Origin of the sequence: Lentzea terrae (assembly GCF_003265345.1) — a bacterium.
Taxonomy (GTDB): domain Bacteria; phylum Actinomycetota; class Actinomycetes; order Mycobacteriales; family Pseudonocardiaceae; genus Lentzea; species Lentzea terrae.
Map to the genome: position 1 here is coordinate 187,523 of NZ_QFWW01000003.1, position 15,527 is coordinate 203,049.

General features: G+C 66.8%; 17 protein-coding genes. 2 read left to right on the top strand and 15 right to left on the bottom strand.

Annotated elements, in window-relative coordinates; translation table 11 throughout:
- Positions 1-75 precede the first annotated feature (75 nt).
- The 10 genes from DI276_RS06565 to rplJ form a co-directional block, all read right to left on the bottom strand.
- On the bottom strand, positions 76-1,230 hold the full coding sequence (locus DI276_RS06565; RefSeq protein ID WP_112262366.1) for an MCE family protein: 1,155 nt from the start codon (positions 1,228-1,230) through the stop codon (positions 76-78).
- Complete coding sequence (locus DI276_RS06570) at positions 1,227-2,393, bottom strand: MCE family protein (RefSeq protein WP_112262367.1); 1,167 nt, start codon at positions 2,391-2,393, stop codon at positions 1,227-1,229. The genes DI276_RS06565 and DI276_RS06570 overlap by 4 nt, the downstream gene beginning before the upstream one ends.
- Positions 2,390-3,391, bottom strand: a complete 1,002-nt coding sequence (locus DI276_RS06575; RefSeq protein ID WP_112262419.1) for an MCE family protein — start codon at positions 3,389-3,391, stop codon at positions 2,390-2,392. The genes DI276_RS06570 and DI276_RS06575 overlap by 4 nt, the downstream gene beginning before the upstream one ends.
- The gene (locus DI276_RS06580; protein ID WP_112262368.1) at positions 3,388-4,419 is read right to left on the bottom strand and encodes an MCE family protein; all 1,032 of its coding nucleotides are present in this window, start codon (positions 4,417-4,419) and stop codon (positions 3,388-3,390) included. Before DI276_RS06580 ends, DI276_RS06575 begins: the two co-directional genes overlap by 4 nt.
- Entirely contained in the window at positions 4,416-5,735 is a 1,320-nt protein-coding gene (locus tag DI276_RS06585) for an MCE family protein (RefSeq protein WP_112262369.1), read from the bottom strand. The genes DI276_RS06580 and DI276_RS06585 overlap by 4 nt, the downstream gene beginning before the upstream one ends.
- Entirely contained in the window at positions 5,732-6,541 is an 810-nt protein-coding gene (locus tag DI276_RS06590; protein ID WP_112262370.1) for an MlaE family ABC transporter permease, read from the bottom strand. The genes DI276_RS06585 and DI276_RS06590 overlap by 4 nt, the downstream gene beginning before the upstream one ends.
- A 2-nt stretch (positions 6,542-6,543) precedes the next feature.
- Complete coding sequence (locus DI276_RS06595; RefSeq protein WP_112262371.1) at positions 6,544-7,329, bottom strand: MlaE family ABC transporter permease; 786 nt, start codon at positions 7,327-7,329, stop codon at positions 6,544-6,546.
- A complete protein-coding gene (locus DI276_RS06600) occupies positions 7,326-8,375 on the bottom strand; it encodes an ABC transporter ATP-binding protein (protein WP_112262420.1) in 1,050 nt (349 codons plus the stop codon). The genes DI276_RS06595 and DI276_RS06600 overlap by 4 nt, the downstream gene beginning before the upstream one ends.
- Positions 8,376-9,051: 676 nt before the next feature.
- Positions 9,052-9,438, bottom strand: a complete 387-nt coding sequence (gene rplL / locus DI276_RS06605; protein ID WP_112262372.1) for a 50S ribosomal protein L7/L12 — start codon at positions 9,436-9,438, stop codon at positions 9,052-9,054.
- 55 nt (positions 9,439-9,493) lie between these two features.
- Positions 9,494-10,048, bottom strand: a complete 555-nt coding sequence (gene rplJ, locus DI276_RS06610; protein ID WP_112262373.1) for a 50S ribosomal protein L10 — start codon at positions 10,046-10,048, stop codon at positions 9,494-9,496.
- A 243-nt stretch (positions 10,049-10,291) separates the two neighbouring features.
- Between rplJ and DI276_RS06615 the strand changes: the two genes are divergently transcribed.
- Positions 10,292-10,990 (top strand): hypothetical protein, encoded by a 699-nt coding sequence (locus tag DI276_RS06615; RefSeq protein WP_112262374.1) that lies wholly within the window; start codon positions 10,292-10,294, stop codon positions 10,988-10,990.
- On the opposite strand, the gene DI276_RS06620 is transcribed toward DI276_RS06615, so the two are convergent.
- Positions 10,970-11,845: an NAD(P)-dependent oxidoreductase gene (locus DI276_RS06620; protein ID WP_112262375.1), complete on the bottom strand. Its 876-nt coding sequence runs from the start codon at positions 11,843-11,845 to the stop codon at positions 10,970-10,972. The two genes, DI276_RS06615 and DI276_RS06620, sit on opposite strands and share 21 nt — an antisense overlap.
- An 84-nt stretch (positions 11,846-11,929) precedes the next feature.
- Between DI276_RS06620 and DI276_RS06625 the strand changes: the two genes are divergently transcribed.
- Positions 11,930-12,937 (top strand): helix-turn-helix domain-containing protein, encoded by a 1,008-nt coding sequence (locus tag DI276_RS06625; RefSeq protein ID WP_112262421.1) that lies wholly within the window; start codon positions 11,930-11,932, stop codon positions 12,935-12,937.
- Positions 12,938-12,948: 11 nt separating this feature from the next.
- On the opposite strand, the gene rplA is transcribed toward DI276_RS06625, so the two are convergent.
- The 4 genes from rplA to secE all read right to left on the bottom strand — a co-directional run bounded on the left by rplA (position 12,949) and on the right by secE (position 15,519).
- Entirely contained in the window at positions 12,949-13,659 is a 711-nt protein-coding gene (gene rplA / locus DI276_RS06630; RefSeq protein ID WP_112262376.1) for a 50S ribosomal protein L1, read from the bottom strand.
- Positions 13,660-13,740: 81 nt separating this feature from the next.
- Entirely contained in the window at positions 13,741-14,175 is a 435-nt protein-coding gene (rplK, locus tag DI276_RS06635; RefSeq protein ID WP_065915943.1) for a 50S ribosomal protein L11, read from the bottom strand.
- Positions 14,176-14,264: 89 nt separating this feature from the next.
- Complete coding sequence (nusG, locus tag DI276_RS06640) at positions 14,265-15,044, bottom strand: transcription termination/antitermination protein NusG (protein ID WP_112262377.1); 780 nt, start codon at positions 15,042-15,044, stop codon at positions 14,265-14,267.
- Positions 15,045-15,084: 40 nt separating this feature from the next.
- On the bottom strand, positions 15,085-15,519 hold the full coding sequence (gene secE / locus DI276_RS06645) for a preprotein translocase subunit SecE (RefSeq protein WP_112262378.1): 435 nt from the start codon (positions 15,517-15,519) through the stop codon (positions 15,085-15,087).
- Positions 15,520-15,527 lie beyond the last annotated feature (8 nt).

Below are 15,527 nucleotides of genomic sequence, written 5' to 3' on the forward strand. Positions count from 1 at the left end.
TCGCGCTGACGTACGAGACACCCAGCAACGCGACCAGCACGAACGCGCCGATCTTGAGCTTCGTTCCGCGCGTGATCACTTGCGACCACCTCCCAGCAGGCCGCCGAGCAGGTCACCCAGCCCGGACCCGCTGCCCTGGTTCAAGCCGGGCAACGGGATGTTCGGCAACGGCAACGGCGTGCCCTGCGACGGGATCAGTCCGTCCAGCGGGGACTGCCGCGACCGCCCGAGGTTGTCGAGGATCGTGCCCAGGTTGAGGTCCAGGTCGGCGTAGAGGTTCGTGTAGTCGCCCTTGATGCCGTCGACCGCCGCGTCCGGGAACGGGTAGGTCAGCAGCAGCTCGAACGCCTTGGGCAGGTTCTGCCCCGACTCCGCGAGCTTCTGCAGCGTCGGCTGCAACGCCTTCAGGTCCGCCACGATGTCGTCCCGGCTCTTGATCACCGTGTCCGTCGCGACGTCGGAGAGCTTGTCCAGCGACTGCAGCAACGTGACGAGCTGCGTGCGCTGCTCGGCGATCACCCGCAGCCCCGGCTCCAGGTCGGTCAGCGCCACCGCGATCTTCTCCCGCTGCTGCGCCAGCGTCCCGGCCAGGCGGTTGATCGAGTCCAACGCGCGGACGATCTCCGCCTTGTGCTTGTCGAGCTCCCCGACGAACGTGTTCAGGTTGCCCAGCAACGAACGGATCTGCTGCTCGTTGCCCTCCATCGCGGCGTTGAGCTCCTTGGTGATGTTCTGCAGCTGCGCCACACCACCACCGTTGAGCAGCAACGACAACGCGCCGAAGACCTCTTCGACCTCGGGGTTGCGGTTGGTCTTCTCCAACGGGATCACAGAGCCATCTCCGAGCTTCCCGGAAGGCGCCTGTGTTTGATCATTTTTGGGAGGCTTGCCGAGCTCGACGAACTTCTCACCGAGCAACGCCGACTGGCGCAGCTTCGCGAACGCGTTAGCCGGCAGCTGCACGTCACCGTTGACCAGCATGGTCACCTCGGCCGTCCAGCCGTCCCCGGCCAGGTCGATCTTCTCGACCCGGCCGACCGGCACGTCGTTGACCTTCACGCCCGCCTGCGGGACCAGGTCCAGCACGTCCTTGAACTGCGCCTTGACCCGGTACGGGTGGTCGCCGACGTCGGCGCCGCCCGGCAGCGGCATGTTGTAGACGCCGTCGAACCCGCCGGAACCACAGCCGGCCAAGACCAACGCTGACAAGGCAATCGCGAGCTTCTTCACCGCGGCACCCCCGCAACCGGCAGGGGCAGCGGCAGCTTGCCCGCGTTGAGGTCGGAGAGCGCCTGGGCCGGCGTCGGCAGCGGCACCGCACCGGACAGGACCGGCTCCAGCTGCTTGCACGTCTGCGCGAGCACCGGCGGCACGTTGTTCGGCGTCGCCTGCTGCACCAGCTTGCAGATCAGCACGATCGGCGGCTGGTTCAGCTCGTTGATGTTCGCGCGGGTGTCGAGCGTGCCGGACGCCGCGTTGTAGGAGTTCTGCAGGTTGCCCAGTGCCAACGGGGCCACGTCGAGCGTCTCCGCCAGCGCGGCCCGCTGGTTCACCAGCACCTGCGTGATCGAGGCCAACTTGTCCACATTGGACTTGAGCACCTCGCGGTTGTCCTTGATGAAGCCCTGCACCTGCTGCAGCGCGGTCGCCAGCTCGTTCAGCGCGGCACCGAGGTCACCGCGCTCGTCGGCCAGCAGCTTCGTCACGTCGGCCAGCTGCTTGTTGAAATCCCGCACCTGGCTGTCGTTCGCGGCCAGCATGGCGGTGAACTTCTGCAGGTTGTCGACGGTCGCGAAGAGGTCCTCTTTGGACCCCGACAACGTCCGCGTGGCCTGGCCGAGGTTCTTCAACGTGTCGTTGAGCGCCTGGCCGTTGCCTTCGAGGTTCTTCGCGGCGGAGTTCAGCAGGTCCGCGAGCGCGCCGTCGGCGTTCGCACCGTTGGGGCCCAACGCGGTCGTGAGCTTGTCCAGCGACTGGTAGAGCTCGTCGAGCTCGACCGGCGTCGCGGTGCGCTCGCGCGGGATCACGGCGTTGTCGCCCATCGTCAGCCCACCGGTGTAGGCGGGCGCGAGCTGCACGTACCGGTCGCTGACCACGCTCGGCGAGACCACGACGGCCTGCGCGTTCTGCGGGATCCGCACGTCGCGGTCGACGAAGAAGACGACCCGGACTGTCTTGCCCTCCGGCACGACCTCGTCGATGGTGCCGACCTTCACGCCGAGCACCCGCACGTCACCGCCGGGGTACACGCCGACGGCACCGGCGAAGTGCGCGGTCACCTTGCGCTCGTTCATCCCCGCGAAGATCCACCACAGCGCCGCGGTCGCGACCAGCGCGAGCACACAGGCCATCGCGATCGCGCGGCCCAGTTTCGTGTTGGCTGCCGTTGTCATCGCTGCACCCCCGGAGGCAGGCAGCCTTCCTCGTTGAACCCGACGACGCCGAGGTTCACCGACGGAGGCAGCAGACCGCAGATGTAGGTGTCGAACCAGCGCCCGTTGCCCAGGGTGTTCGCGAACACCCGGTAGAACGGCGCCAGCAACGTGAGGCTGCGGTCGAGGTTGTCCTGGTTGCGCTGCAGCATCGTGGTGACCCGGCCGAGCTGCTCCAGCGCCGGCTTGAGCTGGTTCTGGTTGTCCTGCACCAGCCCGGTCAGCTCACGCGCCAGGTCCCGCGTTCCGGTCAGCAGCGCGCTGATCGCCTCGCGCCGCTTGCGCAGCTCGCCGAGCAGCAGGTTGCCGTCCGCGAGGAGCTTCTCGAACTCGGCGTTGCGGTCGGCCAGCGTCTTGGTCAGCTGCCTGGTGTTCTGCAGCAGCTTGGCCAGCTGCTCGTCGCGCGACGAGATCGTCTTCGACAGCGCGGACAGGCCGTCCAACGCGCCCCGCACGTGCTCGGGCGAGTTCTTGAAGGTGTCCGACAGCACCGTGAAGCTGTCCGCGAGCTGCTTGGTGTCGATCTGCCCGACGGTCGTGGCGAGCCCGTTGAACGCCTCGTTCACGTCGTACGGCGCGAGCGTGCGCTCCTTCGGGATCGGGTCGCCCGGCGAGAGCGGCTGGGTGCCCTGCGGGTCGAGCGCCAGGAACTTCTGGCCCAGCAACGTCTTGATGCGGATCATCGCGGTCGTCCGGTCGCCCACCCAGGCGCTCTTGACCTTGAACGTCACCCGCACCCGGTCGCCGTTCAGCTTGACCTTGGTGACCTTGCCGACCTTCACGCCGGCGACGCGGACCTCGTTGCCCGGCACCAGTCCCGCCGCCTCGCTGAAGTCCGCGGCGTAGCTCGTGCCACCGCCGACGATCGGCAGGTCATCCGAGTAGAACGCGGCCAGCAGCAGCAGGACGATCAGTGTGAGGCTGATCGCGCCGGTCCTGATCGGGTTGCGCTGTTTCATCGGCGGCACCTCTGCTGTGTCACCGGCAACGCCGTGATCGGAATGGGGTCCTTGATGACCGGCGGCACCGCGACCTGGCCGGTGCCCTCGCACAGGAAGAAGTTGAACCACGAACCGTAGGTCGCAGTGCGCGTGATCGTCTCCAGCTTGTTCGGCAGCCGCTGCAGCACGCCGTCGACGATCTGTTCGTTGTCCGCCAGGTTCTTCGAGACGAGCCCGAGCTGCGCGATGTCGTTCTTCAACGGCTCGCGGCCTTGCTCCAGCAGCCCCGCCGTCGCGTTGGTCAGGTCGCCGAGCGCGGTGATCGCGTCACCGATCGGCTGGCGGTCCTGCGCGAGGCCGGAAACCAGCGTCTGCAACGTGATCACGAGCTGGTTGAAGTCCTCATCGCGCGAGTTCACGGTGTCCAGCGCGGTGTTCAGGTTGTCGACGACCTCGCCGATCACCTTGTCCTTGCCGGCCAGCGTGCTGGTCAGCGACGCCGTGTGCTGCAGCAGGCTGTCGATCGTGCTGCCTTCTCCCTGCAGCACCTGGATGATCTCGAACGACAGCTTGTTCACGTCCTCCGGCGACAGCGCCTGGAAGAGCGGCTTGAAGCCGTTGAACAGCACGGTCAGGTCGAGCGCGGGCTTGGTGCGCTCCAACGGGATCGTGCCGCCTTCCGGCAGCACGGCCTTGGTGTCACCGGTGCCGGCTTCGAGCGCGATGTACCGCTGTCCCACCAGGTTGCGGTACTTGATCGTCGCCGTGACCGACCCCGGCAGCTTGCGGTCGCCGTCGATCGAGAACTCGACCTCGGCGGTCTTGCGGTCCACGACCTTGATCTCGTCGACCTGCCCGACGCGCACACCGGCGATGCGGATGTCGTCGCCCGCGTTCAACGCCGTGACGTCGGTGAAGCGCGCCTTGTAGTCCGTGGCGTCGGCCAGGTTCACGTTGGCGATGGTCACCGCGAGCAGCGTCGTGGCGAGGATCGTGACCACCGCGAAGGTGATCAGCTTGACCAGCGGGGCGAGCACTCCCTTCACTTGACCGTCACCTCCGTCCCGCGCACGAGCGGTCCGAGCAGCAGGCTCGACCAGCCCGGCATGTCCTGCGGGTCGACGCCGAGCCGCGGTCCGAAGAGCGCCGCGATCAACCTGGCCTCCTCCGGCGAGTTCGCGAGCCTGAGCACGTCCTGCGCCGACGACGTGGACGTCACGTTGCCGGCGTTGGCGGGCGGCAGGATCCCGTCGTTGGCGACGCGGGCGGGCGGCGGCGAGCTGGTGCCGTCCTGCACCGGACCCTCCGGCGGGTACTGCGGGAACGGGTTCGGCCGCGGGATCAGGTCGTAGCAGCGGGGTCCGCGCTTGTCCCGGTACTCGGGCTCGTCGAGGTTCGGCTTGTACTTGCCGCGGTTCTGCGTGATCTCCAGCGTGATGTGCAGGCCGGGCTCGTTGGTGCCCTCGCCGAACGCCTTGCTGATGACCGGCTCGAACTCCGCGAGGCCCTTGAGCAGGCACGGGTACTCGGGCGCGTACTTGGCCAGCAGCTCCAGCGTCGGGCGGCTGGTGTCGGCGAGACCGATGATGTTGTTCTTGTTGACCGTGAGGAAGCTGGTGAGGTCCTGCGACGTCGTGGTCATCGACCCGTACAGCGCGAGCAGGTTGTCCCGCTGCTCGACGACGGTCTTGGTCGTCGTCGTCATGTCGTTGAGCGCCTGCAACAGGTCCGGGGCCGCGTCGGCGTAGACGTTCGAGACGTCCGCGAGCTTGGAGATGTTCTCCTTCAACGCGGGCAGCTGCGGGTTGAGCTCGCCGAGGTAGGCGTCCAGCGACACGAGCGTCTGCCCGAGCGGCTTGCCCCGTCCGTCCAACGCCTGCGACAGCGCGGTCAGCGTGGTGGCGAGCTTCTCCGGCTGAATGGCCTGCAACACCGGCATCAGGTTGTCCAGCACGCGTTCCAGCTCGATCGCGCTGCTGGTCCGGTCCTGCTCGATGACGGCGCCCTCTTTGATCGCCGCGTTCTTCTGCTGCGGCAGCACGAGGTTCACGTACCGCTCACCGAACAACGTCTTGGGCAGCAGCCGCGCGCTGACGTTGCCGGGGATCTGCTCGACCTTGTCCGGCAACAGGGCCAGCTCCAGCTCGGCGCCGTCGCCGACCGTGCGGATGGCCTTCACCGACCCGACGATCAGCCCACGCACCTTGACGTCGCTGGCCGTCTGCAGCTGGTTGCCGATGTGGTCGGTCTTGAGCGTGACCTTCACGTAGTCGCTGAAGACGTCCTTGTACAGGGCCACCGTGAGTGACAGGAACATGGCGATCGCGAGGAGAAAGGCGATGCCCAGCACGCGTTTCCTCATCCCGCGATCCTCACCGTCGTCGTAGCACCCCAGATCGCGAGGCTCAGGAAGAAGTCGAGCAGCGCCGTCGTGACGATCGCCGTCCGCACGGCCCGTCCGACCGCCACACCGACCCCGGCCGGCCCGCCGCTCGCGCGGTAGCCGTAGTAGCAGTGGGTCATGATGATCACGACCGCGAACACCAGCACCTTGCCGAACGACCAGAGCACGTCGATCGGCGGTAGGAACAGGTTGAAGTAGTGGTCGTACGTGCCGGCCGACTGCCCGTAGAACTCGACCGTGATCGTCCGCGCCGCCAGATAGCTCGTCAGCAGGCCGATCACGTACAGCGGGATGATCGCGATGAACCCGGCGATGATCCGCGTGGTCACCAGGAACGGCAGACTCGGAATGCCCATGACCTCGAGTGCGTCGATCTCCTCGGAGATCCGCATCGCGCCGAGCTGCGCCGTGAAGCCACTGCCGACGGTCGCTGACAGCGCAAGCCCAGCAACCAGCGGCGCGATCTCACGAGTGTTGAAGTACGCACTCACGAAGCCCGCGAACGCACTCGTGCCGATCTGGTTCAGCGCCGTGAATCCCTGCAGACCGACAACCGTGCCCGTGAACACGGACAGCCCGACCATCACGCCGATCGTGCCGCCGATGACTGCAAGCGCACCGCTGCCGAAGCTGACCTCGGCCAGCAGCCGGATCGTCTCCTTGGAGTACCGCTTGAGCGCACGCGGCGTCCACGCCAACGCCTTGATGTAGAAGGCGAGCTGGTCGCCGAACCCGTCCAGGGTGGACAGTGCCTTGTTCGCCATCGTCAGCTCCCCTTCGCGGGCACGACCTGCAGGTAGATCGTGGTGAGGACGAAGTTGACGAAGAACAACAACAGGAACGTGATGACCACGGCCTGGTTCACCGCGTCACCAACGCCCTTCGGCCCGCCCGCGGGGTTGAGCCCCCGGTACGCGGCCACGATGCCAGCGATGAAGCCGAAGATCAGCGCCTTGATCTCACTGATCCACAGGTCCGGCAGCTGCGCCAACGCGCTGAAGCTCGCGAGGTAAGCGCCAGGCGTGCCGTCCTGCATGATCACGTTGAAGAAGTACCCGCCGAGCACACCGACGACGCTCACCATGCCGTTGAGGAGCACGGAAACCAGCATCGCCGCGAGGACCCTGGGCACGACGAGCCGTTGGATCGGGCTGACACCGAGCACTTCCATGGCGTCGATCTCTTCGCGGATCTTCCGACTGCCAAGATCCGCACAGATCGCACTGCCACCCGCACCCGCGATCAACAGCGCCGTCACGATCGGACTGGCCTGCTGGATGATCGCCAGCACGCTGGCCGCACCGGTGAACGACTGCGCGCCGATCTGCCGCGTCAAACTCCCCAGCTGCAACGCGATGACCGCACCGAACGGAATGGACACCAGCGCCGTCGGCAACACCGTCACGCTGACGATGAACCAGCTCTGCTGGATGAACTCCCGCAACTGGAACGGCCTCTTGAACGACGTCCGCACGACGTCGATCCCGAGCTGGCACAGCTTCCCGGTCTCCCGCAACGCCCCGGCGCCGGGAAAAGTCGTCGGCGCAGTCACAGCACACCACCGTGACGCGGCCACGGGCTAGGCGCCGCAGCGTGCACGTTGTACCGCGCCAAATCATCGGCCGTAAGACTCGCGATGATCCCCTGCTGCGCCTCGTACGGCAGCTGGTGAATGATCGACATGACCCGATCCTTGCGCCGCCGAACCGCGTCCCGGAACGGCAACCCGGGCGTCGGCTCCAGCTGCGGCACGACCCCGCGCATGTCCTCGTCCGGCGACCCGTCCGAGTGCCCGGCGTCCGCATGAGCCTGCTCGGCGGCCATCGTGGCCTGGTCCTTCTCCTCGGACATGCCGATGGGCCCGAGCCGCCGCCCGTTGAGGAACTGCTCGACCACGGGCTCGTCGCTGGTCAGCAACACCTCGCGCGGCCCGAACATGACGAGCTCCCGCCGGAACAACATCCCGAGGTTGTCCGGCACGGTCCGCGCGATGTTGATGTTGTGCGTGACGATCAGAATCGTCGCGTCGATCTGGGCGTTGAGGTCGATGAGGAGCTGGCTCAGGTAGGCCGTCCTGACCGGGTCCAGCCCTGAGTCCGGCTCGTCACAGAGAATGATCTCGGGGTCCAGCACGAGCGCCCTGGCCAACCCGGCCCGCTTGCGCATGCCGCCGGAAATCTCACCGGGCAGCTTCTTCTCGGCCCCGACGAGACCGACCATCTCCATCTTCTCGAGGACGATGCGCCTGACCTCGGCCTCGGTCTTGCGGGTGTGCTCCCTGAGCGGAAACGCGATGTTGTCGTACAGGTTCATCGACCCGAACAACGCACCGTCCTGGAACAGCACGCCGAACATCTTCCGAATCTCGTACAGCCTGTGCTCAGAGCACCGCACAAGATCCGTCCCGTTGATGACGATCTTGCCCTTTTCCGGCTTGAGCAGCCCCACCAGCGACTTCAGGAACACGCTCTTCCCGGTACCCGACGGCCCGAGCATCACGCTGACCTCACCTGGCGGCAGCGTGAGCGTGACGTCCTGCCAGATGGTCTGCTTGCCGAAGGACTTGGTCAGACCCTCGACGACCACCTCGACGCCCATCCGCACCTCCGCACACGCCCAAGACGCCGCGGCGATCGGCGTCACACTGGGGCAACGAATCTGTTCGCGGCAGGTTACTCACCAGTTGGCCTAACGCCGGTTGCGTTCCGATAACGCCACGCAGGGTGACCTCGCAAAACGGTCAACGCCGCCTGGACCACTGCCTGACAACCGGTAAATCGGCGCCCAATGTGACTCCAGGCACACCCTGGAAATGGGCACCGAAGCCAAAAGGTGAGGCCCCCTCAAATGCGATGCCGAAGGCGAGCCGACCCGATGGCGCAGCCGAGGCGCTTGAAAGCTTGGAACGCGGTGCGGGCGGGTCCCCGTCACGAGTCGTGCCGCCCACAGCAACAGGCGTGCCATCAACCCGAGAGCGGCGTGGTATCCCCAGATCAGATTGGCGGGGTTTGGGGGCGGCGCCTCCCAAGGGGAAGCACGCACGGTGAACGGGAGCACGCAACAGGGGAACGCTACGAAACCGGAACGCTACGCACGCAAGGCGACCCCGCACGGACAACAAACCGCCACCCGCCAACGCAACAGGGGGACTACCTACGCAACCGACGCGAACACGCCGGAACGGCAGCCCCAGAAACAACAAAACGGGCGTGCACCCCCGTTGAAAGGTGCACGCCCGTTCAGGCAAAACCAAAGCCCCAACGCGGGGCCAAGATCACTTGAGCGAGATCTTGGCGCCAGCGGCCTCGAGCTTCTCCTTGGCGGCCTCGGCAACGTCCTTCGCGACGTTCTCGAGGAGCGGCTTCGGAGCGGACTCGACGAGCTCCTTGGCCTCCTTCAGGCCCAGGCCCGAGACGACCTCGCGGACGACCTTGATGACCTGGATCTTCTTGTCGCCGGCGCCCTCGAGAACGACGGTGAACTCGTCCTTCTCCTCCTCGGCGGCGGCAGCGGGGCCGGCCGGGCCCACGGCGGCAACGGCGACGGGCGCCGCGGCGGTGACCTCGAAGGTCTCCTCGAACTGCTTCACGAACTCGGACAGCTCCAGGAGGGTCATCTCCTTGAAAGCGTCGAGCAGCTCTTCGGTGCTGAGCTTCGCCATGATCGGCGTTCCTTTCTATCTCCCGCGCGAAAGCGTCGGGTGTGTCTTCGGGTGATCAGCTTTCGGCGGGAGCGTCGGCCTCGGCGGCGGGAGCCGCAGCGGCCTTCTTCTCCTGCAGGGCAGCAGCCAGGCGAGCGACCTGGGAAGCCGGGGCGTTGAACAGACCCGCGGCCTTGGCCAGGTTGCCCTTCATCGCGCCCGCGAGCTTCGCGAGCAGCACCTCACGGCTCTCGAGGTCCGCAATCGCGGTGACCTCTTCGACCGAGAGCGGGCGGCCATCCATGTAGCCGCCCTTGATGACCAGGGCCTTGTTGTCCTTCGCGAAGTCGCGGATCGCCTTGGCGGCGTCGACGGGCTCGCCCTCGACGAACGCGATGGCGGTCGGACCGGACAGGAGGGCCTCGAGGCCCTCGACGCCGGCGTCCGCAGCGGCCAGCTTGACCAGCGTGTTCTTCGCGACGGTGTACTTGGTGCCCGCGCCGAGAGCGCGACGCAGCGTGGTGAGCTGCGCCATGGAGAGGCCACGGTACTCGGTGACAACCGCTGCCGAGCTGCTGCGGAACTGGTCCGCGAGCTCAGCGACCGCCGTAACCTTCGTGGGCTTCGCCATGATCGCCTCCTCTCTGGGCTGGGTTAGACCGCCAGCCGAGAAGGCTCCGAAACAACAAAAACGCCCACGCGCACAAGCAGCACGGGGCGTAACAAGAAGCCAGCCTCGTCCTCCCTGCGCGGGCCGCCCGTGTTGCAACGGGGCCTTCGTTCTCCTTGCGGAGAAAACCAGCGGTCTTCGGTAGAACCATCGAAGAGAGTACGCGAGTCGTGTCCGCCGAACCAAATCGGCATGATGTGACGTGTGACCGACGAGCCAGGCAAGGACCTCGCGCCCCGCCAGCCGCAGCCTCCTGCCCCTCAGATGGACCCGGAGCAGTTCAAACAGTTCCAGGAGTTCCAGCGCTTCCAGGAGTACCAGCGCTACCAGGAAGCCACGGGCCAGGCACCTCAGCCCCAGAAGCCCCAGGGCAAGCGCTGGTGGCTCGTCGTGCTGGGCAGTCGCCTGTTCTGGCGCGCGCTCTTCCTCCTGTTCGTCGTCATCGCCGGCATTTGGGCCTACGACCACTACTTCGGCCGCGACGACGCCGGCGACATCGCCCAGGACAGCGGTGGTGTGACCGGCCCGGCGCAGGGCCTCAGCGCGCCGGCCGGTCTGCAGGGCACCGTCGGCATGTTCTACAAGCACGTCTCGTTCGCCGACACCACCCGCGCCTGCACGCTCTTCCTGCGCGACGACACCCGGCAGAAGTTCGCCAACGCGTACGGCGCAAGCGATTGCGCAGCCGCGGTCAAAGACCTGAAGACGAAGGTGACCAGCGTCGACAAATACCAGCAGGTCATGTTCCCGCCGGACATGCTGAAGACGCCAACGACCACCAAGGTCACCATCGACTCCTGCGCCCTGACCGTGGAGGGCGGCCCCCGCCTGGGCACCTTCGTCGTCGAGAAGGTCGGCTCCGGCTGGGTCATCACCGACTGGTCACCCAGCACCTGCGGGTGACGCGCTGGACCCCGCGAACGACTCGACCGCACGGGCGAGGCTGTCCTCCCCGTGCCCGTCGGCGATCTGCCGGTCGACCAACGCCTTGAGCGAGTCGAGCGCGGCGAACGGAACCCCCTGCGCCTTGGTCGCACCGATGAGCATGGCCAGCCCGGACTGGTTCATGGCCAGGCTCGAGTCGCCGCCGGCGTAGCTCGCACCGTCGATCTCCCCGGCGAACGTGGCGAGTGCCGGGTGGAGATCCGTCAGCCAGGACAACAGGAACGGCGTGAGCTCGGCGACCTTGATCCCGTTGGCCCGCGCCAGCGCCGCCGCGTGCAGGAAACCGCCGAGCAGCCCGTACATCCCGGCGACGATCGCGATGTCGTACGCGGAGGCACGACTGGCGTCCGCATCCAGGTACTTGACCTTTCCCAGCAACACCAACGCTTTCTGCCAGCGTTCGACCACAGCCGACGAGCCGCTGTAGATGATCGACGACGCGTCGGTGCCGATCGTCGCCGGCACCGCGTACACCGCGCCCTGCAGGTACTCCGCGCCGTTGTCCGCGGCCCAGCGCGCCAGTTCGCGTGCCTGGTCGGGCGTGCTTGAGGTGACGTTGACGATGGCACGCCCGCGCACGTCCACGTCACGCAGAACCTGTTGTGCCGCTTGCTGATCGAGCACGGCGACGACCACGAGCTCACTCGCCGCCACCGCCTCCGCCGGGCTGTCCGCGACAGTCGCCGCCAACCCTGCGGCCTTCGAGGCGGACCGGTTCCAAACCGAAACGGAGTGGCCGCCACGCACGAACGCCTCCGCCAGCGCACGTCCGAGATTGCCGAGGCCCAGCACGGTGATCGCTTCAGATGTCATGGCTTCAGCCTCGTCCCCGGCGATCAACTCAACGAGTGACCGGAATGACCCCTTTCACCAAATTCCTGCCATAGGCTGGTGAGCATGAGTGCCGGTTCCGTCGCCCTGATCGTCCCCAGCGACCTCGGTGTGCCCGACCTCTACGAACTGGGCATCACCGCCGCCGTCTTCGGCACGCCGCAACCCGACCTCGCCGACCCCTGGTACGAGCTGTGGTTGTGCGGGACGGGGAGCGACACGCGCGGCAACGGTCCCGGATTCACCCTGCACACCACCCACAGCCTCGACGACGCCGTGAACGCGGACACCGTCTTCGTGTCCTGGGTGCCTGAGGAAGTCGTCGAGGACAACGCACCCGTGCCGCCCGAGCTGGTCTCGACCCTGCGCAAGGCACACGAGAACGGCGCGCGGATCGTCTCGCAGTGCGTCGGTGCATACGCGCTGGCCGAAGCCGGTCTCCTGGACGGACGCAGGGCAACCGCGCACTGGATGCACACGGCGTTGCTGGCCGAGCGGTACCCGAAGATCCAGGTCGACGACTCGGTCCTCTACGTGGACGAGGGTGACGTGCTGACCAGCGCGGGCATGACCGCAGGACTCGACCTCTGCCTGCACCTGGTGCACCGCGACCTCGGCGCCCACGTCGCCAACCAGCTGGCTCGCCGGATGATCGTGCCGGGACACCGCCCCGGTGGCCGCAGCCAGGTCATCGACCTCTCGGTCCCGCCGAACGACCAGCAGAGCCTGGAATCGGCGCTCGACTGGGCCCGCGCCCGCCTGGACGAGCCGCTCACGATCGAGGACCTGGCCCGGCGCGCCGCCATGAGCCCGCGGACGTTCTACCGCCGGCTCCACGCCACCACCGGCACGACGCCGTTGCAGTGGCTGCTGGGCGAACGCATCGCGCGAGCACAGGTGTTGCTGGAGTCCACGGGCCTGTCCGTGGAGAAGATCGCGGGACTGAGCGGCATCGGCACGGCCAACAACCTCCGCCACCACTTCCTGAAGCAGGTGGGCGTCTCGCCGAGCGACTACCGGCAGCAAAAGCAAAAGGCCCCGATGCCGAAGCACCGGGGCCTTTCAGAGAACTAGAACCGCGAGGCTCAGGCCTCGTCCACCAGCATGTTGCGGGTGCGGTTCGGGTCGACCGGGATGCCGGGGCCCATCGTCGTGGAGACGGTGACCTTCTTGACGTACCGGCCCTTGGCGGCGGACGGCTTGGCCCGGAGGACCTCGTCCAGCGCCGCCGCGTAGTTCTCGACCAGCTTCTCGGGGTCGAACGACACCTTGCCGATGACGAAGTGCAGGTTGGCCTGCTTGTCAACGCGGAAGTTGATCTTACCGCCCTTGATGTCGTTCACCGCCTTCGAGACCTCGGGGGTCACGGTGCCGGTCTTGGGGTTCGGCATCAGGCCACGCGGGCCCAGGATGCGGGCGATGCGGCCGACCTTCGCCATCTGGTCGGGGGTCGCGATCGCGGCGTCGAAGTCGAGCCAGCCACCCTGGATGCGCTCGATCAGGTCCTCGGAGCCAACGGCGTCCGCACCGGCGGCCTCGGCCTCAGCGGCCTTGTCACCGGTTGCGAAGACGATCACGCGGGCGGTCTTGCCCGTACCGTGCGGCAGGTTCACGGTGCCGCGGACCATCTGGTCGGCCTTGCGAGGGTCGACGCCGAGGCGGATTGCAACCTCGACGGTGGCGTCCAGCTTCACCTTGGACGTTTCCTTGGCGAGCTTGGCGGCCTCCAGCGGCGAGTACAGCCGCTCCCGGTCCACCAGCTCGGCGGCGGCCTTGTAGGCCTTGCTGCGCTTCATAACTTCTGTCCTTACCGTGGATCAGTTCGTGGTGATTGAGCCGCGCTCGGCTCTCCCACGCTTGCTAGAAAAAGGGTGCGATCAGCCTTCGACCGTGATGCCCATGGAACGGGCGGTGCCGGCGATGATCTTCGCGGCCTGGTCGATGTCGTTCGCGTTCAGGTCGACCATCTTGGTCTGCGCGATCTGACGCACCTGCTCCATGGTCACCTTGGCGACCTTGACGCGGTGGGGCTCGCCCGATCCCTTGTCGACACCAGCGGCGGCGAGGATGAGTCGCGCGGCCGGCGGGGTCTTCAGCTTGAAGTCGAACGAGCGGTCTTCGTACACGGAGATCTCAACCGGCACGACCTGACCGCGCTGCGACTCGGTCGCGGCGTTGTAGGCCTTGCAGAACTCCATGATGTTGACGCCGTGCTGACCAAGCGCGGGACCAACGGGCGGCGCCGGGTTGGCGGCACCAGCCTTGATCTGCAGCTTGATGATCGCTGACAGCTTCTTCTTCTTGGGTGGCATTGTCCGTACTTCCTGTTATTGCGGTGTCCGCGCGCGGCCCTGCCAGCCGCAGCGTGGCCGATCGATCCCTTCCGCGAGGAGGGGATCGCTCAGATCTTGGAGACCTGGCTGAACGACAGCTCGACCGGCGTCTCCCGGCCGAAGATCGACACCAGGACCTTCAGCTTCTGGCCGTCCGCGTTGACCTCGCTGATCGTCGCGGGCAGCGTGGCGAACGGTCCGTCCATGACGGTGACCGACTCGCCCACCTCGAAGTCGACCTCGATGGTCGGCTTCGGCGCGGCGGTGGAGGCGGTCTTCTTGCCCTCGGCCGGCTTCTGCTCCTGCTGCGGAAGCAGGAACTTCAGCACCTCGTCGATCGTGAGGGGCGAGGGCTTGGAGGTGGCTCCGACGAACCCGGTCACGCCCGGCGTGTTGCGGACGGCGCTCCAGGACGCGTCGGTGAGCTCCATGCGGACCAGGATGTAGCCGGGCAGCACCTTGCGCTGCACCAGCTTGCGCTGGCCGTTCTTGATCTCGGTGACCTCTTCGGTCGGCACCTCGACCTGGAAGATGTAGTCCTCCATGTCGAGCGTGTGGATACGAGTCTCGAGGTTCGCCTTGACCTTGTTCTCGTAGCCGGCGTACGAGTGCACGACGTACCAGTCGCCGGGCGCGTGGCGCAGGGCCTGACGCAGCTCTTCGGCGGGGTCGGCGATCTCTTCGTCGATCGGGGTCTCGTCGATGGCGAGAACGTCGACGGACTCGTCGGTGTCCTCGGAGTCCACAGCCTCCGACTCGACCGTCTCGTCGAGCGCGGTGTCCTCGGACACCTCGTCGTCGATGAGGTCGGTCTTCTCCTGGGCGTCGACGCCGTTATCGGAGGTCACTGTGGATCTCGCTTCCTGATTGCAGCGGCAGCTGTCCGGCTCAGCCGAACAACTCGAAAACAGCCGCGCCGAAGCCGAGGTCGAGGGCCCACACCAGCGCCGTCATGAAGACCACGAACACCAGCACGACACCGGTGTAGGTGAGCATCTGCTTGCGCGTCGGCCAGATCACCTTGCGGAGTTCGCCGATGACCTCGCGGATGTAGCGGAAGAACCGCCCGATCAGCGAGGGACGCTTCTCCTGTCCTTCACGGGTCTTGGTCGGGCGACCCTTCTTCGCGTCGTCGTCCGAGGAGTCGGACTCGACGGCGCTCTTCTTCGACTCAGCGCTGCTGCCGTCCTTGCGGGCGGCCGGGCGAGAGGAGGCACGACGTTCACGTCGCGCCGCAGCAGTGGACGGCCGGACGGCGCCTTCGCGCTCCTCCGGCTGGTCCTGCTCGCGGCCCTCGGCCATGCCGTCCTCCACTCCACCCATGACGCTTC